15 protein-coding genes are annotated in these 15,731 nt (G+C 71.0%); 5 read left to right on the forward strand and 10 right to left on the reverse strand.

Annotated elements, in window-relative coordinates:
• The first annotated feature begins 26 nt into the window (after nucleotides 1–26).
• On the forward strand, nucleotides 27–746 hold the full coding sequence (hemQ, locus tag AC060L_RS20195) for a hydrogen peroxide-dependent heme synthase (protein ID WP_483800209.1): 720 nt from the start codon (nucleotides 27–29) through the stop codon (nucleotides 744–746).
• A 54-nt stretch (nucleotides 747–800) separates the two neighbouring features.
• On the opposite strand, the gene AC060L_RS20200 is transcribed toward hemQ, so the two are convergent.
• The 8 genes from AC060L_RS20200 to AC060L_RS20235 form a co-directional block, all read right to left on the reverse strand.
• A complete protein-coding gene (locus AC060L_RS20200) occupies nucleotides 801–1,625 on the reverse strand; it encodes a TIGR04222 domain-containing membrane protein (protein WP_483800210.1) in 825 nt (274 codons plus the stop codon).
• A 118-nt stretch (nucleotides 1,626–1,743) separates the two neighbouring features.
• Complete coding sequence (locus tag AC060L_RS20205; protein WP_483800211.1) at nucleotides 1,744–2,250, reverse strand: SigE family RNA polymerase sigma factor; 507 nt, start codon at nucleotides 2,248–2,250, stop codon at nucleotides 1,744–1,746.
• A gap of 98 nt (nucleotides 2,251–2,348) precedes the next feature.
• Nucleotides 2,349–3,131 (reverse strand): hypothetical protein, encoded by a 783-nt coding sequence (locus AC060L_RS20210; protein ID WP_483800212.1) that lies wholly within the window; start codon nucleotides 3,129–3,131, stop codon nucleotides 2,349–2,351.
• Between the two features lie 266 nt (nucleotides 3,132–3,397).
• Nucleotides 3,398–5,194, reverse strand: coding sequence for an alkaline phosphatase family protein (locus AC060L_RS20215; RefSeq protein WP_483800213.1), 1,797 nt, complete (start codon nucleotides 5,192–5,194; stop codon nucleotides 3,398–3,400).
• Nucleotides 5,195–5,449: 255 nt separating this feature from the next.
• Nucleotides 5,450–5,860: a peptide-methionine (R)-S-oxide reductase MsrB gene (gene msrB / locus AC060L_RS20220; RefSeq protein WP_483800214.1), complete on the reverse strand. Its 411-nt coding sequence runs from the start codon at nucleotides 5,858–5,860 to the stop codon at nucleotides 5,450–5,452.
• Nucleotides 5,857–7,254 (reverse strand): UDP-N-acetylmuramate--L-alanine ligase, encoded by a 1,398-nt coding sequence (gene murC / locus AC060L_RS20225; protein WP_483800215.1) that lies wholly within the window; start codon nucleotides 7,252–7,254, stop codon nucleotides 5,857–5,859. The genes msrB and murC overlap by 4 nt, the downstream gene beginning before the upstream one ends.
• A gap of 131 nt (nucleotides 7,255–7,385) precedes the next feature.
• Nucleotides 7,386–7,844 (reverse strand): indole-3-glycerol phosphate synthase, encoded by a 459-nt coding sequence (locus tag AC060L_RS20230; RefSeq protein WP_483800216.1) that lies wholly within the window; start codon nucleotides 7,842–7,844, stop codon nucleotides 7,386–7,388.
• A 111-nt stretch (nucleotides 7,845–7,955) separates the two neighbouring features.
• The gene (locus AC060L_RS20235; protein ID WP_483800217.1) at nucleotides 7,956–8,717 is read right to left on the reverse strand and encodes a dihydrofolate reductase family protein; all 762 of its coding nucleotides are present in this window, start codon (nucleotides 8,715–8,717) and stop codon (nucleotides 7,956–7,958) included.
• Here AC060L_RS20235 and zapE point away from each other — a divergent pair.
• The 4 genes from zapE (at nucleotide 8,716) to AC060L_RS20255 (ending at nucleotide 13,969) form a co-directional block, all read left to right on the forward strand.
• Nucleotides 8,716–9,822 (forward strand): cell division protein ZapE, encoded by a 1,107-nt coding sequence (gene zapE / locus AC060L_RS20240; protein ID WP_483800218.1) that lies wholly within the window; start codon nucleotides 8,716–8,718, stop codon nucleotides 9,820–9,822. The two genes, AC060L_RS20235 and zapE, sit on opposite strands and share 2 nt — an antisense overlap.
• 73 nt (nucleotides 9,823–9,895) lie before the next feature.
• Nucleotides 9,896–11,989 carry an excinuclease ABC subunit UvrB gene (gene uvrB, locus AC060L_RS20245; RefSeq protein ID WP_483800219.1) on the forward strand — a complete coding sequence of 698 codons (2,094 nt, stop codon included), beginning with the start codon at nucleotides 9,896–9,898 and terminating at the stop codon, nucleotides 11,987–11,989.
• Nucleotides 11,990–12,225: 236 nt separating this feature from the next.
• Nucleotides 12,226–12,807, forward strand: a complete 582-nt coding sequence (locus tag AC060L_RS20250) for a TerD family protein (protein ID WP_483800220.1) — start codon at nucleotides 12,226–12,228, stop codon at nucleotides 12,805–12,807.
• A 229-nt stretch (nucleotides 12,808–13,036) separates the two neighbouring features.
• A complete protein-coding gene (locus tag AC060L_RS20255) occupies nucleotides 13,037–13,969 on the forward strand; it encodes a TerC family protein (RefSeq protein ID WP_483800221.1) in 933 nt (310 codons plus the stop codon).
• Between the two features lie 39 nt (nucleotides 13,970–14,008).
• On the opposite strand, the gene AC060L_RS20260 is transcribed toward AC060L_RS20255, so the two are convergent.
• Both AC060L_RS20260 and AC060L_RS20265 read right to left on the reverse strand, forming a co-directional pair.
• Nucleotides 14,009–14,662 (reverse strand): MBL fold metallo-hydrolase, encoded by a 654-nt coding sequence (locus AC060L_RS20260; protein WP_483800222.1) that lies wholly within the window; start codon nucleotides 14,660–14,662, stop codon nucleotides 14,009–14,011.
• An 82-nt stretch (nucleotides 14,663–14,744) separates the two neighbouring features.
• On the reverse strand, nucleotides 14,745–15,530 hold the full coding sequence (locus tag AC060L_RS20265) for a maleylpyruvate isomerase family mycothiol-dependent enzyme (RefSeq protein ID WP_483800223.1): 786 nt from the start codon (nucleotides 15,528–15,530) through the stop codon (nucleotides 14,745–14,747).
• Nucleotides 15,531–15,731 lie beyond the last annotated feature (201 nt).

The following is a 15,731-nucleotide window of genomic DNA, read 5'->3' on the forward strand; positions in this document are numbered from 1 at the left end:
CCGATCGAGATGGGGACAATGAGGGCATGACTGAGACCGCTGAGACCGCTGAGCAGACGCCGAAGAAGAAGGCCCGGGACCTCAACCAGGTCATCCGCTACACCATGTGGTCGGTGTTCAAGCTGAAGGGCGCGCTCCCCGAGGACCGCGCCGCGCTGGCCACCGAGGTCGAGGAGCTGTTCGAGCAGCTCGCCGCGAAGGACGTCACGGTCCGCGGCACGTACGACGTCTCCGCGCTGCGCGCCGACGCCGACCTGATGGTCTGGTGGCACGCCGAGGACTCCGACGACCTGCAGGAGGCGTACAACCGCTTCCGCCGCACCGGCCTGGGCCGGCTGCTGGAGCCGGTCTGGTCGAACATGGCGCTGCACCGCCCGGCCGAGTTCAACAAGTCGCACATCCCGGCCTTCCTGGCCGACGAGGAGCCGCGCGGCTACGTGTGCGTCTACCCGTTCGTGCGTTCCTACGAGTGGTACCTGCTGCCCGACGAGGAGCGCCGGGCGATGCTCGCCGAGCACGGCAAGATGGCGCGCGGCTACCCGGACGTGCGGGCCAACACGGTCGCCTCGTTCGCGCTCGGCGACTACGAGTGGCTGCTCGCCTTCGAGGCCGACGAGCTGCACCGGATCGTGGACCTGATGCGCGACCTGCGCCCCTCGCGGGCCCGGCTGCACGTCCGCGAGGAGGTGCCGTTCTACACCGGCCGCCGCAAGCCGATCAGCGAGCTGCTCGCCGGCCTGGTCTGACGGTCCCTTCCTCGGCGCCGAACGCCCGCTGCGCCGCGCTGCTACCGCCCTGGGTCACTGGTCCTCGTCCTCGCGGACCAGCCGGCGCCGCAGCGGGCGCAGCGCGGCGCGCAGCCGGGCGTCCGGCACGGCGTCGGTGCCGCCGATCGCGACCGCGGTGAGCAGCCGGCGCTCGGCATCGGCCGCGGCCTCGCCGCGGCCGTGCTGCTGCGGCACCCGCAGCTCGCGCAGCACCTGCTGGCCGGCCGGCGCGGCCCACCGGGTGTACGGGTGCACATCGACCCGGGCCATCAGCAGCGTGCCGGTGGTCAGGATCAGCGGCAGCGAGAACCAGGCGAGGGTGGCGGCCGTGGTGCCGATCCCGGCCGTGCCGGTGCCGGTCAGCGTGACCGCCGCGATCAGCAGCACCAGCGAGAGCATCAGCGCCTGCCGGACCTGGCGCACCGCCAGCACGGTGCTCTCGCGCACCGGGGGCGGGGTGGCCAGACCCGCGTGGACGAGCCGGGCGCCGATCTCGGTGACCGCCGGGTGCTCGCACAGCGCGTCGCGCAGTTCACCGGTGCGGCACTGCCCCTCCGGTCCGATCTCGCCGATCAGCGCCCGCTCCAGCCGGGTGCGGCCGCGCGGGTCGACGACCGTGGTCCAGCCGGTGTGCGCGAGGTGGAGCCGGCCGCGTCCGCTCATCAGCACCAGCGCCAGGTCCACCACGCGTTCGGGGCCGCCGGCCAGATAGGCGGTTTCGTAGAGTCCGATCGCGACCGGATCGGACGGCTCGCTCTCGGGACCGGCCAGTGCGTCGGCCGTGGCCGCGGCCCGGACCAGACGCAGGCAGGAGAGCACGGCGAGTACGCAGGCCGGGACCAGGAAGAGCAGCCACATGGCGCTTTTGTATGCCTCTTGGGCGGGCCATGGGAGAGTAAACCGGTGCCGTGATACCGAATCGTGACCCGGGACGGGATTACGTCAAACCGATCGGGACACTGCGACAATTCTGTGGTCAGTGTTCGAGCAGCAGCAGCCGGTCCTCGCCGAGGTGGGCGCGCAGCACGTTCAGCGCCCGCATGCTCTGCGACTTGACCACCGAGACGCTCACACCGAGCGTCTCCGCCGTCTGCTCCACGCTCTGGTCCTCCCAGTAGCGCAGCAGCACGATCGCCCGCTCCCGCTTGGGCAGCAGCTCCAGCGCGTCCAGCAGCGTGAGCCGCACGGCCGTCGGATCGGCGTCGCCGGTCGGCCGGTCCGGGAAGTTGTCCACGGCCAGTTCGGTGCTGCTGCGCAGCCGCTTGTGGTCGAGCAGGCTGTTCAGAAGCACCTTGCGGGCGTACAGGAACGGGTCGCTGCCGTCGCGGCGGGCGAGCTTGTTCCAGTGCACGTACATCTTGGTGAGCGTGGTCTGGGTCAGGTCCTGCGCCAGGTGCCAGTCGCGGCACATCAGGTAGGCGATCTGCCGCAGGCGGGTGGCGCTGGCCTCGGCGAACGCGGTGAACTCGGCTTCGTTGCGCACCGGCGGTCCCGATCTTCTCTGTTGCGTGGGGCAGGGTGGGTGCCGCGGCCCCGTGGGGGCGGAGCCGCGGCGCTGGCGATCAGCCGGCTGATGACGGGTCAGCTGAAGGTGGGCAGGTTGGTGTAGCGGTTGTCAGAGTCCTGGACGAAGGCCGAGTCCATTCGGTTGCTGATGCCGGGGTCGGCGGCCAGCATCTCCGCCTGCGCGTCGGTCAGCTGCACGACGCCGGGTGGGTTCCCCGAACCGTCCCAGGCCAGGCAGCTGCCCACCTCGACGAACACGCCGGTGCCGTCTCGGTGGTTGGCGCTGACGACGGTCTGCTGGACGCAGTTGCCGGGCTCGTGCGTGATGCTGGTCCTCGGCTGGCAGCCGGGGTCCGAGCAGTCCGCCGCGGTCTTTCCGAGCCCGACCCGGATCATGCCGGTGCCCTGGGCGTTGGTCAGGTAGATCTGCACGGAGACGCCCTGGTCCGCCTTGGCCGGATCGCCGGCGTAGGAGGAGACGGTCAGGCCCTCGGGCAGCACCTTGCGCACGGCCGCGAGCAGCGCCGCGGGCGTGGTGTCCACCAGCGCGCCGATGGTCGGCGCTGCCGTCGGTGTCGGCGTGGGTACCGGATCGGGCGTGCTGTTCGGGCCCGCCGCCGGTACGGCGATGGTCGCCTCGGCGGCGGGGCCGATCACGGCCGGTCCGCCGCCCAGTTGGCCGGTCAGCAGCAGCGTGACGACGGCCAGTGCGGCCGCCGATCCGCCGACCGTGGCGATGGTTCGGCGTCGGCGGACTCTGCGACCGCGCCGGGTCGCCTCACCGACCAGGTCCCCGAGGGGAGGTGGATCGAGCGAGGACAACTCCTCGCTCAGAGTGGTGCGGAACTCGTCGTTCATCGAGGTTGCGCTTCCCTTGGATGTCAACCGCACGCCGGCCATGCGGACCCGCATGACGCGGGGCTCTGATCATCAGGACGGGTCGCAGCCCCGGCTCGGTCGCAGGTGAGCGGGGACCAGCTCAATGTACTGGATCCGTTCGGCGGCCGGTCGCGTGCGGTGTGACGGCCGTTCGCCTACCGCGCAACTATATGCGGTAGGCGAACGGTTCAGGCGGGGACGGCCGGGCGGCCCGTGCCGTGGGTCAGTTGACGCTCAGCTCGCGGTCAGCTGACGGTCAGCGCGAGCGGGCCGGCCAGCGGCGTGTAGCCGTCGTTGGCCAGGTACCAGATCGCGTAGGAGCCGGGGCCGGACAGGCTGCTGGTGGCGAAGCTCAGGCTGCCGCTGCCGTTCGGGGCGTACTGCCAGGTCAGCGAGGACTGCTGGCCCGGCGTCACGCCGACCGGGTAGATGCCGATCCAGTTGGTCGAGCTGACGCTCGCCGCGGGCGTCGAGTACTGGACGCTGAAGCTCGACCCGTTCGCCACGCTCGGCGTGCCGGTGGTCAGCGTGCTGGTCGGCGCCGGGGCCGAGGACGGCACGAAGGCGTCGTTCAGCGGCGTCGCGTAGGTGTCGTTGGCCGTGATGCCGGGCAGGCCGAGCGCCGCCTCGATGGTGCGGGCGGTGCTGTAGTGGTCGTAGCGGCTGGTGCTGGTGGTGCCGGCCGGGACGGTGCCCTGCGAGCCGACGACGACCGTGGCCACCTGGTTGTCGGCCTGGCTGCTGTCCTCGTCCCAGGTGAGGATGATCAGCGACGTCTGCGTGGTCCAGGCCGGCGAGCTCATGATCGGGGTCAGCGTCTGCTTCAGCCAGCCGTCCTGGGTCTGCAGGCTGGTGGCGTTGCCGTTGCCGGAGGCCTCACCGTCGTAGTAGTCGTCGGCGGCGAGCCAGGAGAAGTTCGGGGTGGTGGCCGCGCTCTTCAGGTCGGTGGTCAGCTGCGTGGTGTCGAAGAGGTGGGCCGCGCACCGGCTCGCGTTGCCGCTGACGTCGGTGTAGTTGAAGAACGGCGCGTCGTCCGGCTCGTACTTCGCGTCGTACTGGGTGCTGGTGTTGCAGGGGGTGCCCATGCCCTGCTCGTAGGCCTTCCAGCTCTTGCCGGCGGCCTCGAGGGTGTCGCCCAGGTTGGTCTTCGGGTCGTTGATGTTGGGGAAGTAGGTGGCACCGGTGGTGTAGGTGTCACCGCCCGCGACGGCCAGGTAGTTCTCGTCGCTGGGGTGGTAGACGCCGTGGTAGTTGTCCATCGACGCGCCCTGGGCCATCAGGCTGTGGATGAACGGGGTGTCCGTCGGGTCGTTCATCACCTCGGAGTAGTCGGTGTTCTCCATCATGACCGTGAAGACGTGGTCGTAGCCGGGGACCTTGGACACCGGGGGCGCCAACCGGGCCGCCGTGACCGGGGTGTTGAGGGTCAGCGACAGGTTGTCCAGGTAGCCGGACTCGCCGGAGCTCTGCAGGAACTGCACCTCGACCTGGATCGACCGGGTGCCGGCCGGGACGGCGCCGGTGCTGCTGCGGGCCAGGAACGAGGTGGCCAGGCCGCGGTCGCTCGCGGAGACGGTGGGCAGCGTGGCCGTGGCGCCGACCTGCTGGCCGGACCCGTTCTGGAACTGCAGCGAGACCTGCGCGTAGCCCGCGTAGGTGGTCCAACCACCCAGCCAGCCGGACAGGTTGTAGCTGACGCCGCCGCCGTCGATCGCGCTCGCGGCGGAGGAGACGTCGACCGTCTGCTCCATCGCGCCGTCGCCCTGGTTGCCGGGGGCGAAGAACGCCGTCCCGGGCGCCGGGCTGCTCGGGTGGCCGAAGCTGCCGGCCGAGTAACAGACCACGTCCGGGCTACCGGAGAGCACGGTCCAGCCCGGCATCGTGGTGGCCGCGGTCCAGTCCTTGGTGCAGTACCCCGCCTCGGCATCGCCGTTCACGATCAGGTTCCCACTGCTGGTGGCCGCACTCGCGGGTGTCATCACCGCGAGCAGCGCGCCCAGCAGCGCGAACACGCCGCCCAGTGCCCGCCAAAGTCGTCTCATCCTGCTGACCCTTCCGAACATGGCGGACCCTTGTCCGCGTCGGGTCAGGATGGCGTCCCCCGCTGTCCACGGGAAGAACGCCGGGCCAACGCGCTCTGGCCGAAATGGCCGGGAACTGGGTTGAGTTGTACGGACAAGTCACAACGACTCGGCGGCGGCACCCCGTGCTGAGGTACCGCCGCCGGTCAGTCGTACGCAGCCGGACTCAGCCGGACTCGGCTGTGCTCAGCCCTGCTCAGCCCTGCTCGGCCGCTCTCAGCCGTTCTCCGCCGGCTTCAGCGTCAGCGAGATGCTGTTGATGCAGTACCGCTGGTCGGTCGGCGTGCCGTAGCCCTCGCCCTCGAAGACGTGGCCGAGGTGCCCGCCGCACTTCGCGCAGCGGACCTCGACGCGGCGCATGCCCATCGAGACGTCCTCGATGTACTGCACCCGGTCGCCGGCGAGCGGGGCGTAGTAGGACGGCCAGCCGCAGTGGCTGTCGAACTTGGTCTCCGAGCTGAACAGCTCGGAGCCGCAGGCCCGGCAGCTGTAGACGCCGACGGTCTTGGTGTCGGTGTACTCGCCGACGAACGGCCGCTCGGTGCCGGCCTCGCGGAGTACGTGGTACTCCTCCGGGCTCAGCTCCGCGCGCCACTCGGCCTCGGTCTTCTCGATCTCGTAACTCATCGTGACACCTTCCCCAGCTCGTCCAGGATGGCCGGCCCGAGGTTGGTCACGTCGCCGGCGCCCATGGTGAGAACCAGATCGCCGGGCTTCGCCATTCCGGCCAGCACCGCGGGGGCGGCGGCGAAGTCGTGCTCGGCGGCGGTGTCGGCGCCGGCGCGGCGGGCCGCGTCGAGGATCAGCTCGCTGGTCACGCCGGGGATCGGGTCCTCGCGGGCCGGGTAGATGTCGAGCACCACCGAGGCGTCGGCCAGCGCGAGCGACTGGCCCATCTCCTCGGCCAGCTGCTGGGTGCGGCTGAAGAGGTGCGGCTGGAAGACGGCCAGCACCCGGCCGGTGGTGGCCTCGCGGATCGCCTCCAGGTCGGCGGTCATCTCGGTCGGGTGGTGCGCGTAGGAGTCGATCACCTGCACGCCGGCCACCTCGCCCTTGAGCTGTAGCCGGCGGCGCACGCCGGTGTAGCGGCCGAGCGCCTCGGCCAGCTCGGCGGCCGGCACGCCGAGCGCGACGCCGGCGGCCAGCGCGGCGACCGCGTTGTGCGCGTAGTGCCGCCCCGGCACCGAGACGGTGAAGGAGAGCTCGGCGCCGTCCAGCTCGACGGTGACCTTGCTGGTCATGCCGTGGGCGGTCACCGAGACCACTCGAACGGTGGCGTCCTCGGCGGCGCCGTAGCTGACCACGTGCAGGCCGTCCCGGCCCGCGACCCGCTGCGTCAGCTCCCGGGCGCCGGCCTGGTCGGCCGAGACGACCAGCGTGCCGCCGGGCTGGATCCGCCCGACGAAGGTCTCGAAGGAGTCGTAGATCTCGTCCATCGACGCGTAGTTGGCGTGGTGGTCGAGCTCCACGTTGAGGATGATCGCGACCTCGGGCGCGTACTTGTGGAAGCTGCGGTCGCTCTCGTCCGCCTCGGCGACGAAGATCTCGCCGGCGCCGTGCCGGGCGTTGCTGCCGGGAGCGTCCAGGTCGCCGCCGATCGCGTACGACGGGTCCATGCCGAGCGCGTCGAGCGCGACCGCGAGCATGCTGGTGGTGGTCGTCTTGCCGTGCGTGCCGGCGACCGCGAGCGCGCGGCGCCCGCCCATCAGCGCGGCCAGCGCGTCGGAGCGGTGCACCACCGGGATGCCGCGCTCGCCGGCGGCGACCAGCTCGGGGTTGTCGGCCCGGATCGCGCTGGAGACCACGATGCTGCTCGCGCCGTCCGGCACGTTCTCGGCGGCGTGCCCGACCCGCACGTTCACGCCGAGCTCGCGCAGCGCCAGCACGGTGTCGGACTCCTTGGCGTCGCTCCCCGAGACCTTGGCACCGCGCACCGCGAGGATCTTCGCAAGACCCGACATGCCGGCCCCGCCGATGCCGATGAAGTGCGGGGCGTGCAGGTCGTGGGCGGCGTCGTTCAAGGGAGTACTCCGTACATGTCCGAACCGGTGGGGTGCCGTGAAGCGGCGAATCGTCCTCGCGAGCGAAGCCGCAAGGACGATTCTGCACCACGGCCCACCGAGCCCCGTGCCGCTCCGGCGCGGCAGCCGGCTCAGGCCTCGCTGGCGAAGAGCTTCAGCACCGGGACGCCGACCTTGTGCCGGGCCTGCGAGGCCCAGTCGCGGTGGAAGAACTCCTCCACGAAGTGCGGGGCGGTGAGCACCAGGACCTCGTCCGCGCCGGTCTCCTCGACCACCGCACGCAGGGTGTCCAGCGGGTGCTGCTCGACCACCTTGCCGACCGCCTCCGCGCCGGACGCCCGCAGGTGGCGCAGGCTGTGCTCCAGGGACTCCCCGGCCACCGTCGGCCCCTGCGCGTCGTCGTGCTCGTGCACCGCCTTGTCCAGATGTCCGAGCGCGACGTCGTCGAGGGCGCGGAGCAGTTCGTCCTGCTTGCCGCGCGGCTGCATCAGGACGACGAAGGAGACCTTCTCATCGCCGTGGAGCGTGGTCACCAGCTCCACATCGGCGTCGGAGAGCGCCTTTTCGATCATCAGTACGGTCTTGAACACAAGAGTCCCTTCCATCCTGCAGGCCCCCGTGGGTCCGGTGTCCCCTCCCATAGTGCCCGGAGGAAGCTTTCCTCACGCGGCTCACGCGGCACAGGGGCCACGAGGGAGTGATTACCCGCCGGTACGACAGTAGCGGGCGAAGAGGAAACCTTTCTGCTCGATCAATGAGACCAGCTGCATCTGCTGCGCGTCAGCCAACTCGGCACCGTGCGAGATCCGCGGCGCGTCGCCGGCCGTCAGCAGCGGGGCGAGCGAGAGGCAGAGCTCGTCCAGCAGTCCGGCCGCGGTGAGCTGGGCCAGCAACCGCGGCCCGCCCTCGGTGAGCTGGCGGGTCCAGCCGCGGGCGGTCAGCGCGGCCTGCGCGGCCGGCAGGTCCACCGTGCCGCGGCCGGCCGTGACCACGTCCGCGACCTCGGCCACCGCGGCCAGCGCCGCCGCGGGCGCGTCCTCGGTGGTGATCACCACGGTGCGCACCAGCGGCTCGGTGAAGAGCGGGGCGGTCAGGTCCAGCGCCAGGCTGCGGCTGACGATCGCGATCGCCGGGGCCGGCGCCTGCCCGGCCGCCTCCCGGGCGGCGGCGAAGTCGGCCCGCGCCCTGGCCGGGCGGTAACCCTCGGCCCGGACCGTCTCGGCGCCGACCAGCACGACGTCGCTGAGTGCCCGCAGCACGCCGAAGATCCGCTTGTCGGCCTCGCTGGAGAGTCCCTCCGAGAGGCCGTCCAGCCGGGCCGCGCCGTCCAGCCCGCTGACCATGTTCGCCCGCAGCCACGGGCGGCCGCGGTCGACCTGCCCGGGGTAGGCGTAGGCCGCGGCGAGTCCGTGCAGAGTGCCGAGGTCGATGTCCGAGTGTGACGGAGGGATCAGGCTGCGCATGATCCCGAGTCTTCCACGGCGCGTACCCTTTACTACCGTGTCCGCTGCCTCGCACCCCGATGCCATAGTCGCCCCGACCGCCGTCGCGGCCGCCCCGGTGGCGCTCACCGCGCGCCGTCCGGTCGTCCCGGCCGAGCGGCTGGTGGCCGAGATGGTCCCGCCGCCGCGGTTCGCCGGGGTGAGCTTCGGCTCGTACCTGCCGGACAGCTCGCAGCCGAGCCAGTACGAGGCGATCCGGGTGCTGGAGGAGTTCGCGGCCGGCCTGAACGCCGCCGAGGCACCCAAGCGCGGCTGGTTCCGCCGCTCCGCCCCGGCGCCGGCCGGCCCGGCCGGCGTCTACCTGGACGGTGGCTACGGCGTCGGCAAGACCCACCTGCTCGCCTCGCTCTGGCACGCGGCGCCCGGCCCGAAGGCCTTCGGCACCTTCGTCGAGCTGACCAACCTGGTCGGCGCGCTCGGCTTCCAGCAGGCCGTGCAGACCCTCTCCGGTCACAAGCTGCTCTGCATCGACGAGTTCGAGCTCGACGACCCGGGCGACACGGTCCTGGTCTCCACGCTGCTCGGCCGCCTGGTGGACGCGGGCGTCAAGCTGGCCGCCACCTCGAACACGCTGCCGGAGAAGCTCGGCGAGGGCCGGTTCGCGGCCACCGACTTCCTGCGCGAGATCCAGGGCCTCTCGGCGCACTTCCGCCCGCTGCGGATCGACGGCCAGGACTACCGCCACCGCGGCCTGCCGGACGCCCCGGCGCCGTACCCGGACGAGGTGGTCGAGGAGCGCGCCGCGCGCACCCCGGGCGCCTCGCTGGACGACTTCGGCGACCTGCTCGGCCACCTCTCGGCCGTCCACCCGAGCCGCTACGGCGCGATGCTGGACGACGTGCACGCGGTCTTCCTGCGCGGGGTGCGCCCGGTGGAGGACCAGTCCACCGCGCTGCGCCTGGTGGTGCTGGCCGACCGGATGTACGACCGGGAGCTGCCGATCACCGCCTCCGGCATCCCGTTCGACCAGGTCTTCTCCGAGGAGATGCTGAAGGGCGGCTACCGCAAGAAGTACCTGCGGGCGATCTCCCGCCTGGTCGCGCTGGCCCGGGACAGCGCCCGATAGGGACAGCGCCCGATAGGGCAGCTGCGGTTCTTAATCGACCCGCGCTGTCGGTGCCGGGTCGTACGGTGGGACCGTGCGACCCATCACGAGCATTGAGCGGACCAAGGCGCCCTTCGAGGTCGTCAGCCCCTACCAGCCCAACGGCGACCAGCCGGCGGCGATCGCCGAGCTGGAGCGCCGGATCCGCGCGGGCGAGAAGGACGTCGTCCTGCTCGGCGCGACCGGTACCGGCAAGTCGGCCACCACCGCGTGGATGATCGAGAAGCTCCAGCGCCCCACCCTGGTGATGGCGCCGAACAAGACGCTGGCCGCCCAGCTGGCGAACGAGTTCCGCGAGCTGCTGCCGAACAACGCGGTCGAGTACTTCGTCTCGTACTACGACTACTACCAGCCCGAGGCCTACGTCCCGCAGACGGACACCTACATCGAGAAGGACTCCTCGATCAACGAGGAGGTCGAGCGGCTGCGCCACTCCGCCACCAACTCGCTGCTCACCCGGCGGGACGTCGTGGTGGTCGCCTCGGTCTCCTGCATCTACGGCCTCGGCACCCCGCAGGAGTACGTGGACCGGATGGTCCCGCTCAAGGTCGGCGAGGAGATCGACCGGGACGCGCTGCTGCGCCGCTTCGTCGACATCCAGTACACCCGCAACGACCTGGCCTTCACCCGCGGCACCTTCCGGGTCCGCGGCGACACCGTGGAGATCTTCCCGGTGTACGAGGAGCTGGCCGTGCGGATCGAGATGTTCGGCGACGAGATCGAGGCGCTCTACACGCTGCACCCGCTCACCGGCGAGATCATCAGCCAGGACGACTCGATCTACGTCTTCCCCGCCTCGCACTACGTGGCCGGCCCGGAGCGGATGGAGCGGGCGATCACCGGCATCGAGGCCGAGCTGGTGGAGCGCCTCGCCACGCTGGAGAAGCAGGGCAAGCTGCTGGAGGCCCAGCGGCTGCGGATGCGCACCACCTACGACATCGAGATGCTGCGGCAGATCGGCAGCTGCTCCGGCGTCGAGAACTACTCGATGCACTTCGACGGCCGCGAGCCCGGCACCGCTCCCAACACGCTGCTCGACTACTTCCCGGAGGACTTCCTCCTGGTGATCGACGAGTCGCACGTGACCGTCCCGCAGATCGGCGCGATGTACGAGGGCGACGCCTCGCGCAAGCGCACGCTGGTCGAGCACGGCTTCCGGCTGCCCTCGGCGATGGACAACCGCCCGCTGAAGTGGGAGGAGTTCCTCGGCCGGGTCGGCCAGACCGTCTACCTCTCGGCCACCCCGGGCCCGTACGAGCTCTCCCGCGGCGACGGCCAGGTGCAGCAGATCATCCGCCCGACCGGCCTGATCGACCCCGAGGTGATCGTCAAGCCGACCGAGGGCCAGATCGACGACCTGGTGCACGAGATCCGCGACCGGGTCGCCAAGGACGAGCGGGTGCTGGTCACCACGCTGACCAAGAAGATGTCCGAGGACCTCACCGACTACCTGCTCGGTCTGGACATCCGGGTCCGCTACCTGCACAGCGACATCGACACGCTGCGCCGGGTCGAGCTGCTGCGCGAGCTGCGGGCCGGCAAGTACGACGTGCTGGTCGGCATCAACCTGCTCCGCGAGGGCCTGGACCTGCCCGAGGTCTCGCTGGTGGCGATCCTGGACGCCGACAAGGAGGGCTTCCTGCGCTCCGGCACCTCGCTGATCCAGACCATCGGCCGCGCCGCCCGTAACGTCTCGGGCCAGGTGCACATGTACGCGGACCGGATCACGCCGTCGATGGAGAAGGCGATCGACGAGACGAACCGCCGCCGGGCCGTCCAGCAGGCGTACAACGAGAAGCACGGCATCGACCCGCAGCCGCTGCGCAAGAAGATCGGCGACATCCTCGACACGCTGGCCCGCGAGGAGATCGACACCGAGGAGCTGATGGCCACCGGCTACCGGGACGCCGCCAAGGGCAAGAAGGCGCCGGTGCCCGCGCTCGGCGCCGACCGCAAGCCGGCGAAGAGCCTGCCGGCCGCCGAACTGGCCGAGCTGGTGCAGGAGATGACCGACCGGATGCACGCCGCCGCGGCCTCGCTCCAGTTCGAGGTGGCGGCCCGGTTGCGTGACGAGGTCAAGGAGCTGAAGAAGGAGTTGCGACAGATGCGCGAGGCCGGGATCGCCTGACCGACTCGGGCGCGGCCGGCGCCGGCGGATCTAGACGTAGTGCGGCTTGGCTGCCGCACAGGCTGCGGCCTGCGGCTTCTGCTGCGGGCCGCCCCTGGCCGGGGGGCTTGCCGAGGTTCTAATGTTTGCTTCAGCTTCTTAATGTTTGCCTCAGCCGGGGGACGGCGCCGGGGTGTTCCGACCACCGTTGCCGGCATGCGCCGAGCGCGTGCCGGACGAAGAGAGAGGACAGCACCGTGTCGGTGAATCTGGCCAAGGGGGAGCAGGTCAGCCTGCGCAAGGCCGGCGGCGAGTCGCTGAGCCTGGTCCGGATGGGCCTGGGCTGGCGGGCGTCGCCCAAGCGCGGCCTGTTCGGCAGCCGCAGCCGGCAGATCGACCTGGACGCCTCGGCGCTGCTCTACGCCGAGCACACCCCGGCCGACGTGGTCTTCTTCCAGCAGCTGGTCAGCCGGGACGGCTCGGTCCGGCACACCGGCGACAACCTGGTCGGCGGCGTCGGCACCGGCGGGGACGACGAGGCCATCGTGGTGGACCTGTCGCGGGTGCCCGGCCAGATCACCCAGGTGGTCTTCACGGTCAGCTCGTACACCGGGCAGACCTTCGCCGAGGTGGAGAACGCGCACTGCCGGCTGCTGGACGAGACGACCGGGCAGGAGCTGGCCCGCTACGAGCTGACCGGCGGCGGCGCGCACACCGGGCAGATCATGGCGAAGGTCTACCGGGATCCGGCCGGCGGCTGGGGCATGCAGGCGATCGGCGTACCGGCTCAGGCCAAGACCTTCCAGGACCTGCTGCCGGCGATCGCGCCGTTCCTCTGAGCCCTGCCTCCTCCCGAGCTCGCCACCCTCGCCCTTTACCTTCCCTTTGCTCTTCCTGTTACTCTTCTGGGAGCGGAGGGGAGTATTCCCCCTACGGTGTTCCCGTCAGCACGGCGGCCGACGGACGGCCGACCCGGGTGCACCGGTCCCGCGTACGGAGTGGCAGTGGCCCCCGTGCGCGTGGATGGAAGAGACCTCCGGCAACGACGTGTGCCGGAGGAGCTGTTTCGTGGACGTATCGCTCGCCATGTGGGTCACCACCATCGGGGTGCTGACCGCACTCATCGCCGCCGACTTCTTCATCGGCGGCCGCAAGCCGCACGAGGTGTCGCTCCGCGAGGCCGGCACCTGGACGGTCGTCTGGGTGGTGCTGGCACTGCTCTTCGGCGGCTTCCTCTGGTGGCACTCCGGTGCCCAGCCGGCCGGTGAGTTCTTCGCCGGCTACGTCACCGAGAAGTCGCTGAGCGTGGACAACCTCTTCGTCTTCATCCTGATCATGTCCAAGTTCGCGGTACCCAAGATCCACCAGCAGCGGGTGCTGATGGTCGGGGTGATCATCGCGCTGGTGCTCAGGGCGGTCTTCATCGCCGGTGGCGCCGCGCTGGTCAGCACGTTCTCCTGGGTCTTCTACCTGTTCGGCGCGTTCCTGGTCTGGACGGCCTGGAAGCTGATCAAGGAGGCCAGGGCCGGCCACCAGGAGAACGCCGAGTTCGAGGAGAACCGGCTGCTGACGGTGGTCCGGCGGCGCTTCCCGTCGATGTCCGCGATGACCGTCGTGATGCTCGCGATCGGCACCACCGACCTGCTCTTCGCGCTCGACTCGATCCCGGCGATCTTCGGCCTCACCCAGGAGCCGTACATCGTCTTCACGGCCAACGCCTTCGCGCTGATGGGCCTGCGGCAGCTGTACTTCCTGCTCGGCGGCCTGCTGAAGAAGCTGGTCCACCTCTCCTACGGCCTCTCGGTGATCCTCGGCTTCATCGGCGTGAAGCTGGTGCTGCACGCCCTGCACGAGAGCGGCGTGCACGTGCCGGAGATCGGCATCCCGCTCTCGCTGGGCGTCATCCTCGCGGTGCTGGCCGTCACGACCGCCACCAGCCTGATCGCCTCGCGCCGGGCCGAGCGTGCCGTAGCGGCGGAAGTCGAGCCGGCCGACGTCTGACGGCCGGCCCGACTGCCACAGCGTCCGCTGCTACCAGTGCTACCAGCCCCGCTCCTGCCACTGCGGCAGGTGCGGGCGCTCGGCGCCGAGGGTGGTGTCCTTGCCGTGGCCCGGGTAGACCCAGGTCTCGTCGGGCAGGGCGTCGAAGAGCTTCGTGGAGACGTCCCGGAAGAGGGTGCGGAAGGCCTCCGGGTCCTTCCAGGTGTTGCCCACGCCGCCCGGGAAGAGGCAGTCCCCGGTGAAGACGTGCGGGTGGCCCTCGGGGTCGTCGTAGATCAGCACGATCGCGCCCGGGGTGTGGCCGACCAGGTGGCGGACCGTCAGGTCGACCGCGCCGACCCGGACGGTGTCGCCGTCGGCGAGCTGCTGGTCGGTCGGCACCTCGATGCCCTCGGCGTCGAACTCGCCGGCCAGCGTGCGGGCGCCGGTCGCGGCGACCACCTCGGCCAGCGCGTTCCAGTGGTCGTGGTGGCGGTGCGTGGTGACCACTGTGGCCAGCTGCTCGCCGACCGTCTCCAGCAGGGCCGGTGCGTCGGCCGCCGCGTCGATCAGCAGCTGCTCGTCGGTGGCCCGGCAGCGCAGCAGGTAGGCGTTGTTGTCGAACGGGCCGACCGCGACCTTGGTGATGATCAGGTGGGCCAGTTCCCGCACGTCCGGCGGGCCGCCGACCTTGACCGCTCCGTGGTAGCTCATCGGGTCACTCCTCTGCTGTTCGGATCCTGCTGTTCGGGTCCGGCGCTGCGGACCGCTTGCCGACACTGACCATGATCGCGGCTCAGCCCATCGCCGGGAGCTTCGGCAGCGCGGTGCGCGGGTCGGTGAGCTGGACGCCGTCCTGGTGCACCTGGAGGCCGTCGCCGTCCGAGCGGCCGGAGAGCCACGCGGTGAGCCCGCGCACCGGGCCCTCGACGCGCAGCGCGGCGGGCGCCTGCGGGTCGCCGAGGCGGGCCGAGTCGCCGGTGTCCTCGGCGATCAGCTCGATGGCCGGCAACTCCGGCAGGCCGGCGAACTTCGCGCCGAGCCGGCGGAACTCGGTGATCGCGAAGCCGGCCGACCAGTGCGCCGGGGTGTAGCCGGCGTCCAGGTCCACGTGGTGGTACTCCAGCTCGGCCAGCCGCTTGTCGGGCAGCTCCCAGGCCGGGAACGTGTAGCCGTGCCGGTGCCGCAGCACGGCCTGCCAGGCCTCGGCGGGCAGCGCGGCGGCGGCCTGGGCGAACCGCTCGGCGGAGGCCCGCAGGTCGGCCAGCTGCTCGGCCGGCGGGCGCGGGGCGCCCTGCTGGATGCCCTCCTCGCGGGCGCTGTCACTCGCGTACTGCGGGATGTCCCGGCCGGTGCGGGCCGACTCCAGCAGGTTGACCAGCGAGTCCGCGTTGCGGGCGATGTGCGCGAGCACGTGGCCGCGGGTCCAGCCCGGCAGCGCGGAGGGCTCGGCCACCGCCTGCGGGGTCAGCTCGGCGACGGTGCGCAGCAGGTGTTCGGTGCTCGCCTCGACCTCACGCAGTACGGCGGCGGCGTGGGCGGTGGCGGCGGCGGGGTCGGACTCGGTCCGGGGCGCGGTCATCGGGTGGATCTCCAAAGTGGCGTTGCCTGAACGGCGATGGCTCGTTGGACAGTCGAAGGCTATCGCCGGAGTCCACGCTGAGCAGGGGGTTTCCGGCGAACCAGGCTGATTGTCAGTGCGGTGGTATTCACTCGTTCGGGTGGTGTCTGCTCCCCGGCGTCGAGCACGGTCGATAATCGAACGTGTGAGCTATACGCTGAT

Source organism: Kitasatospora sp. NEAU-69 (assembly GCF_057158765.1).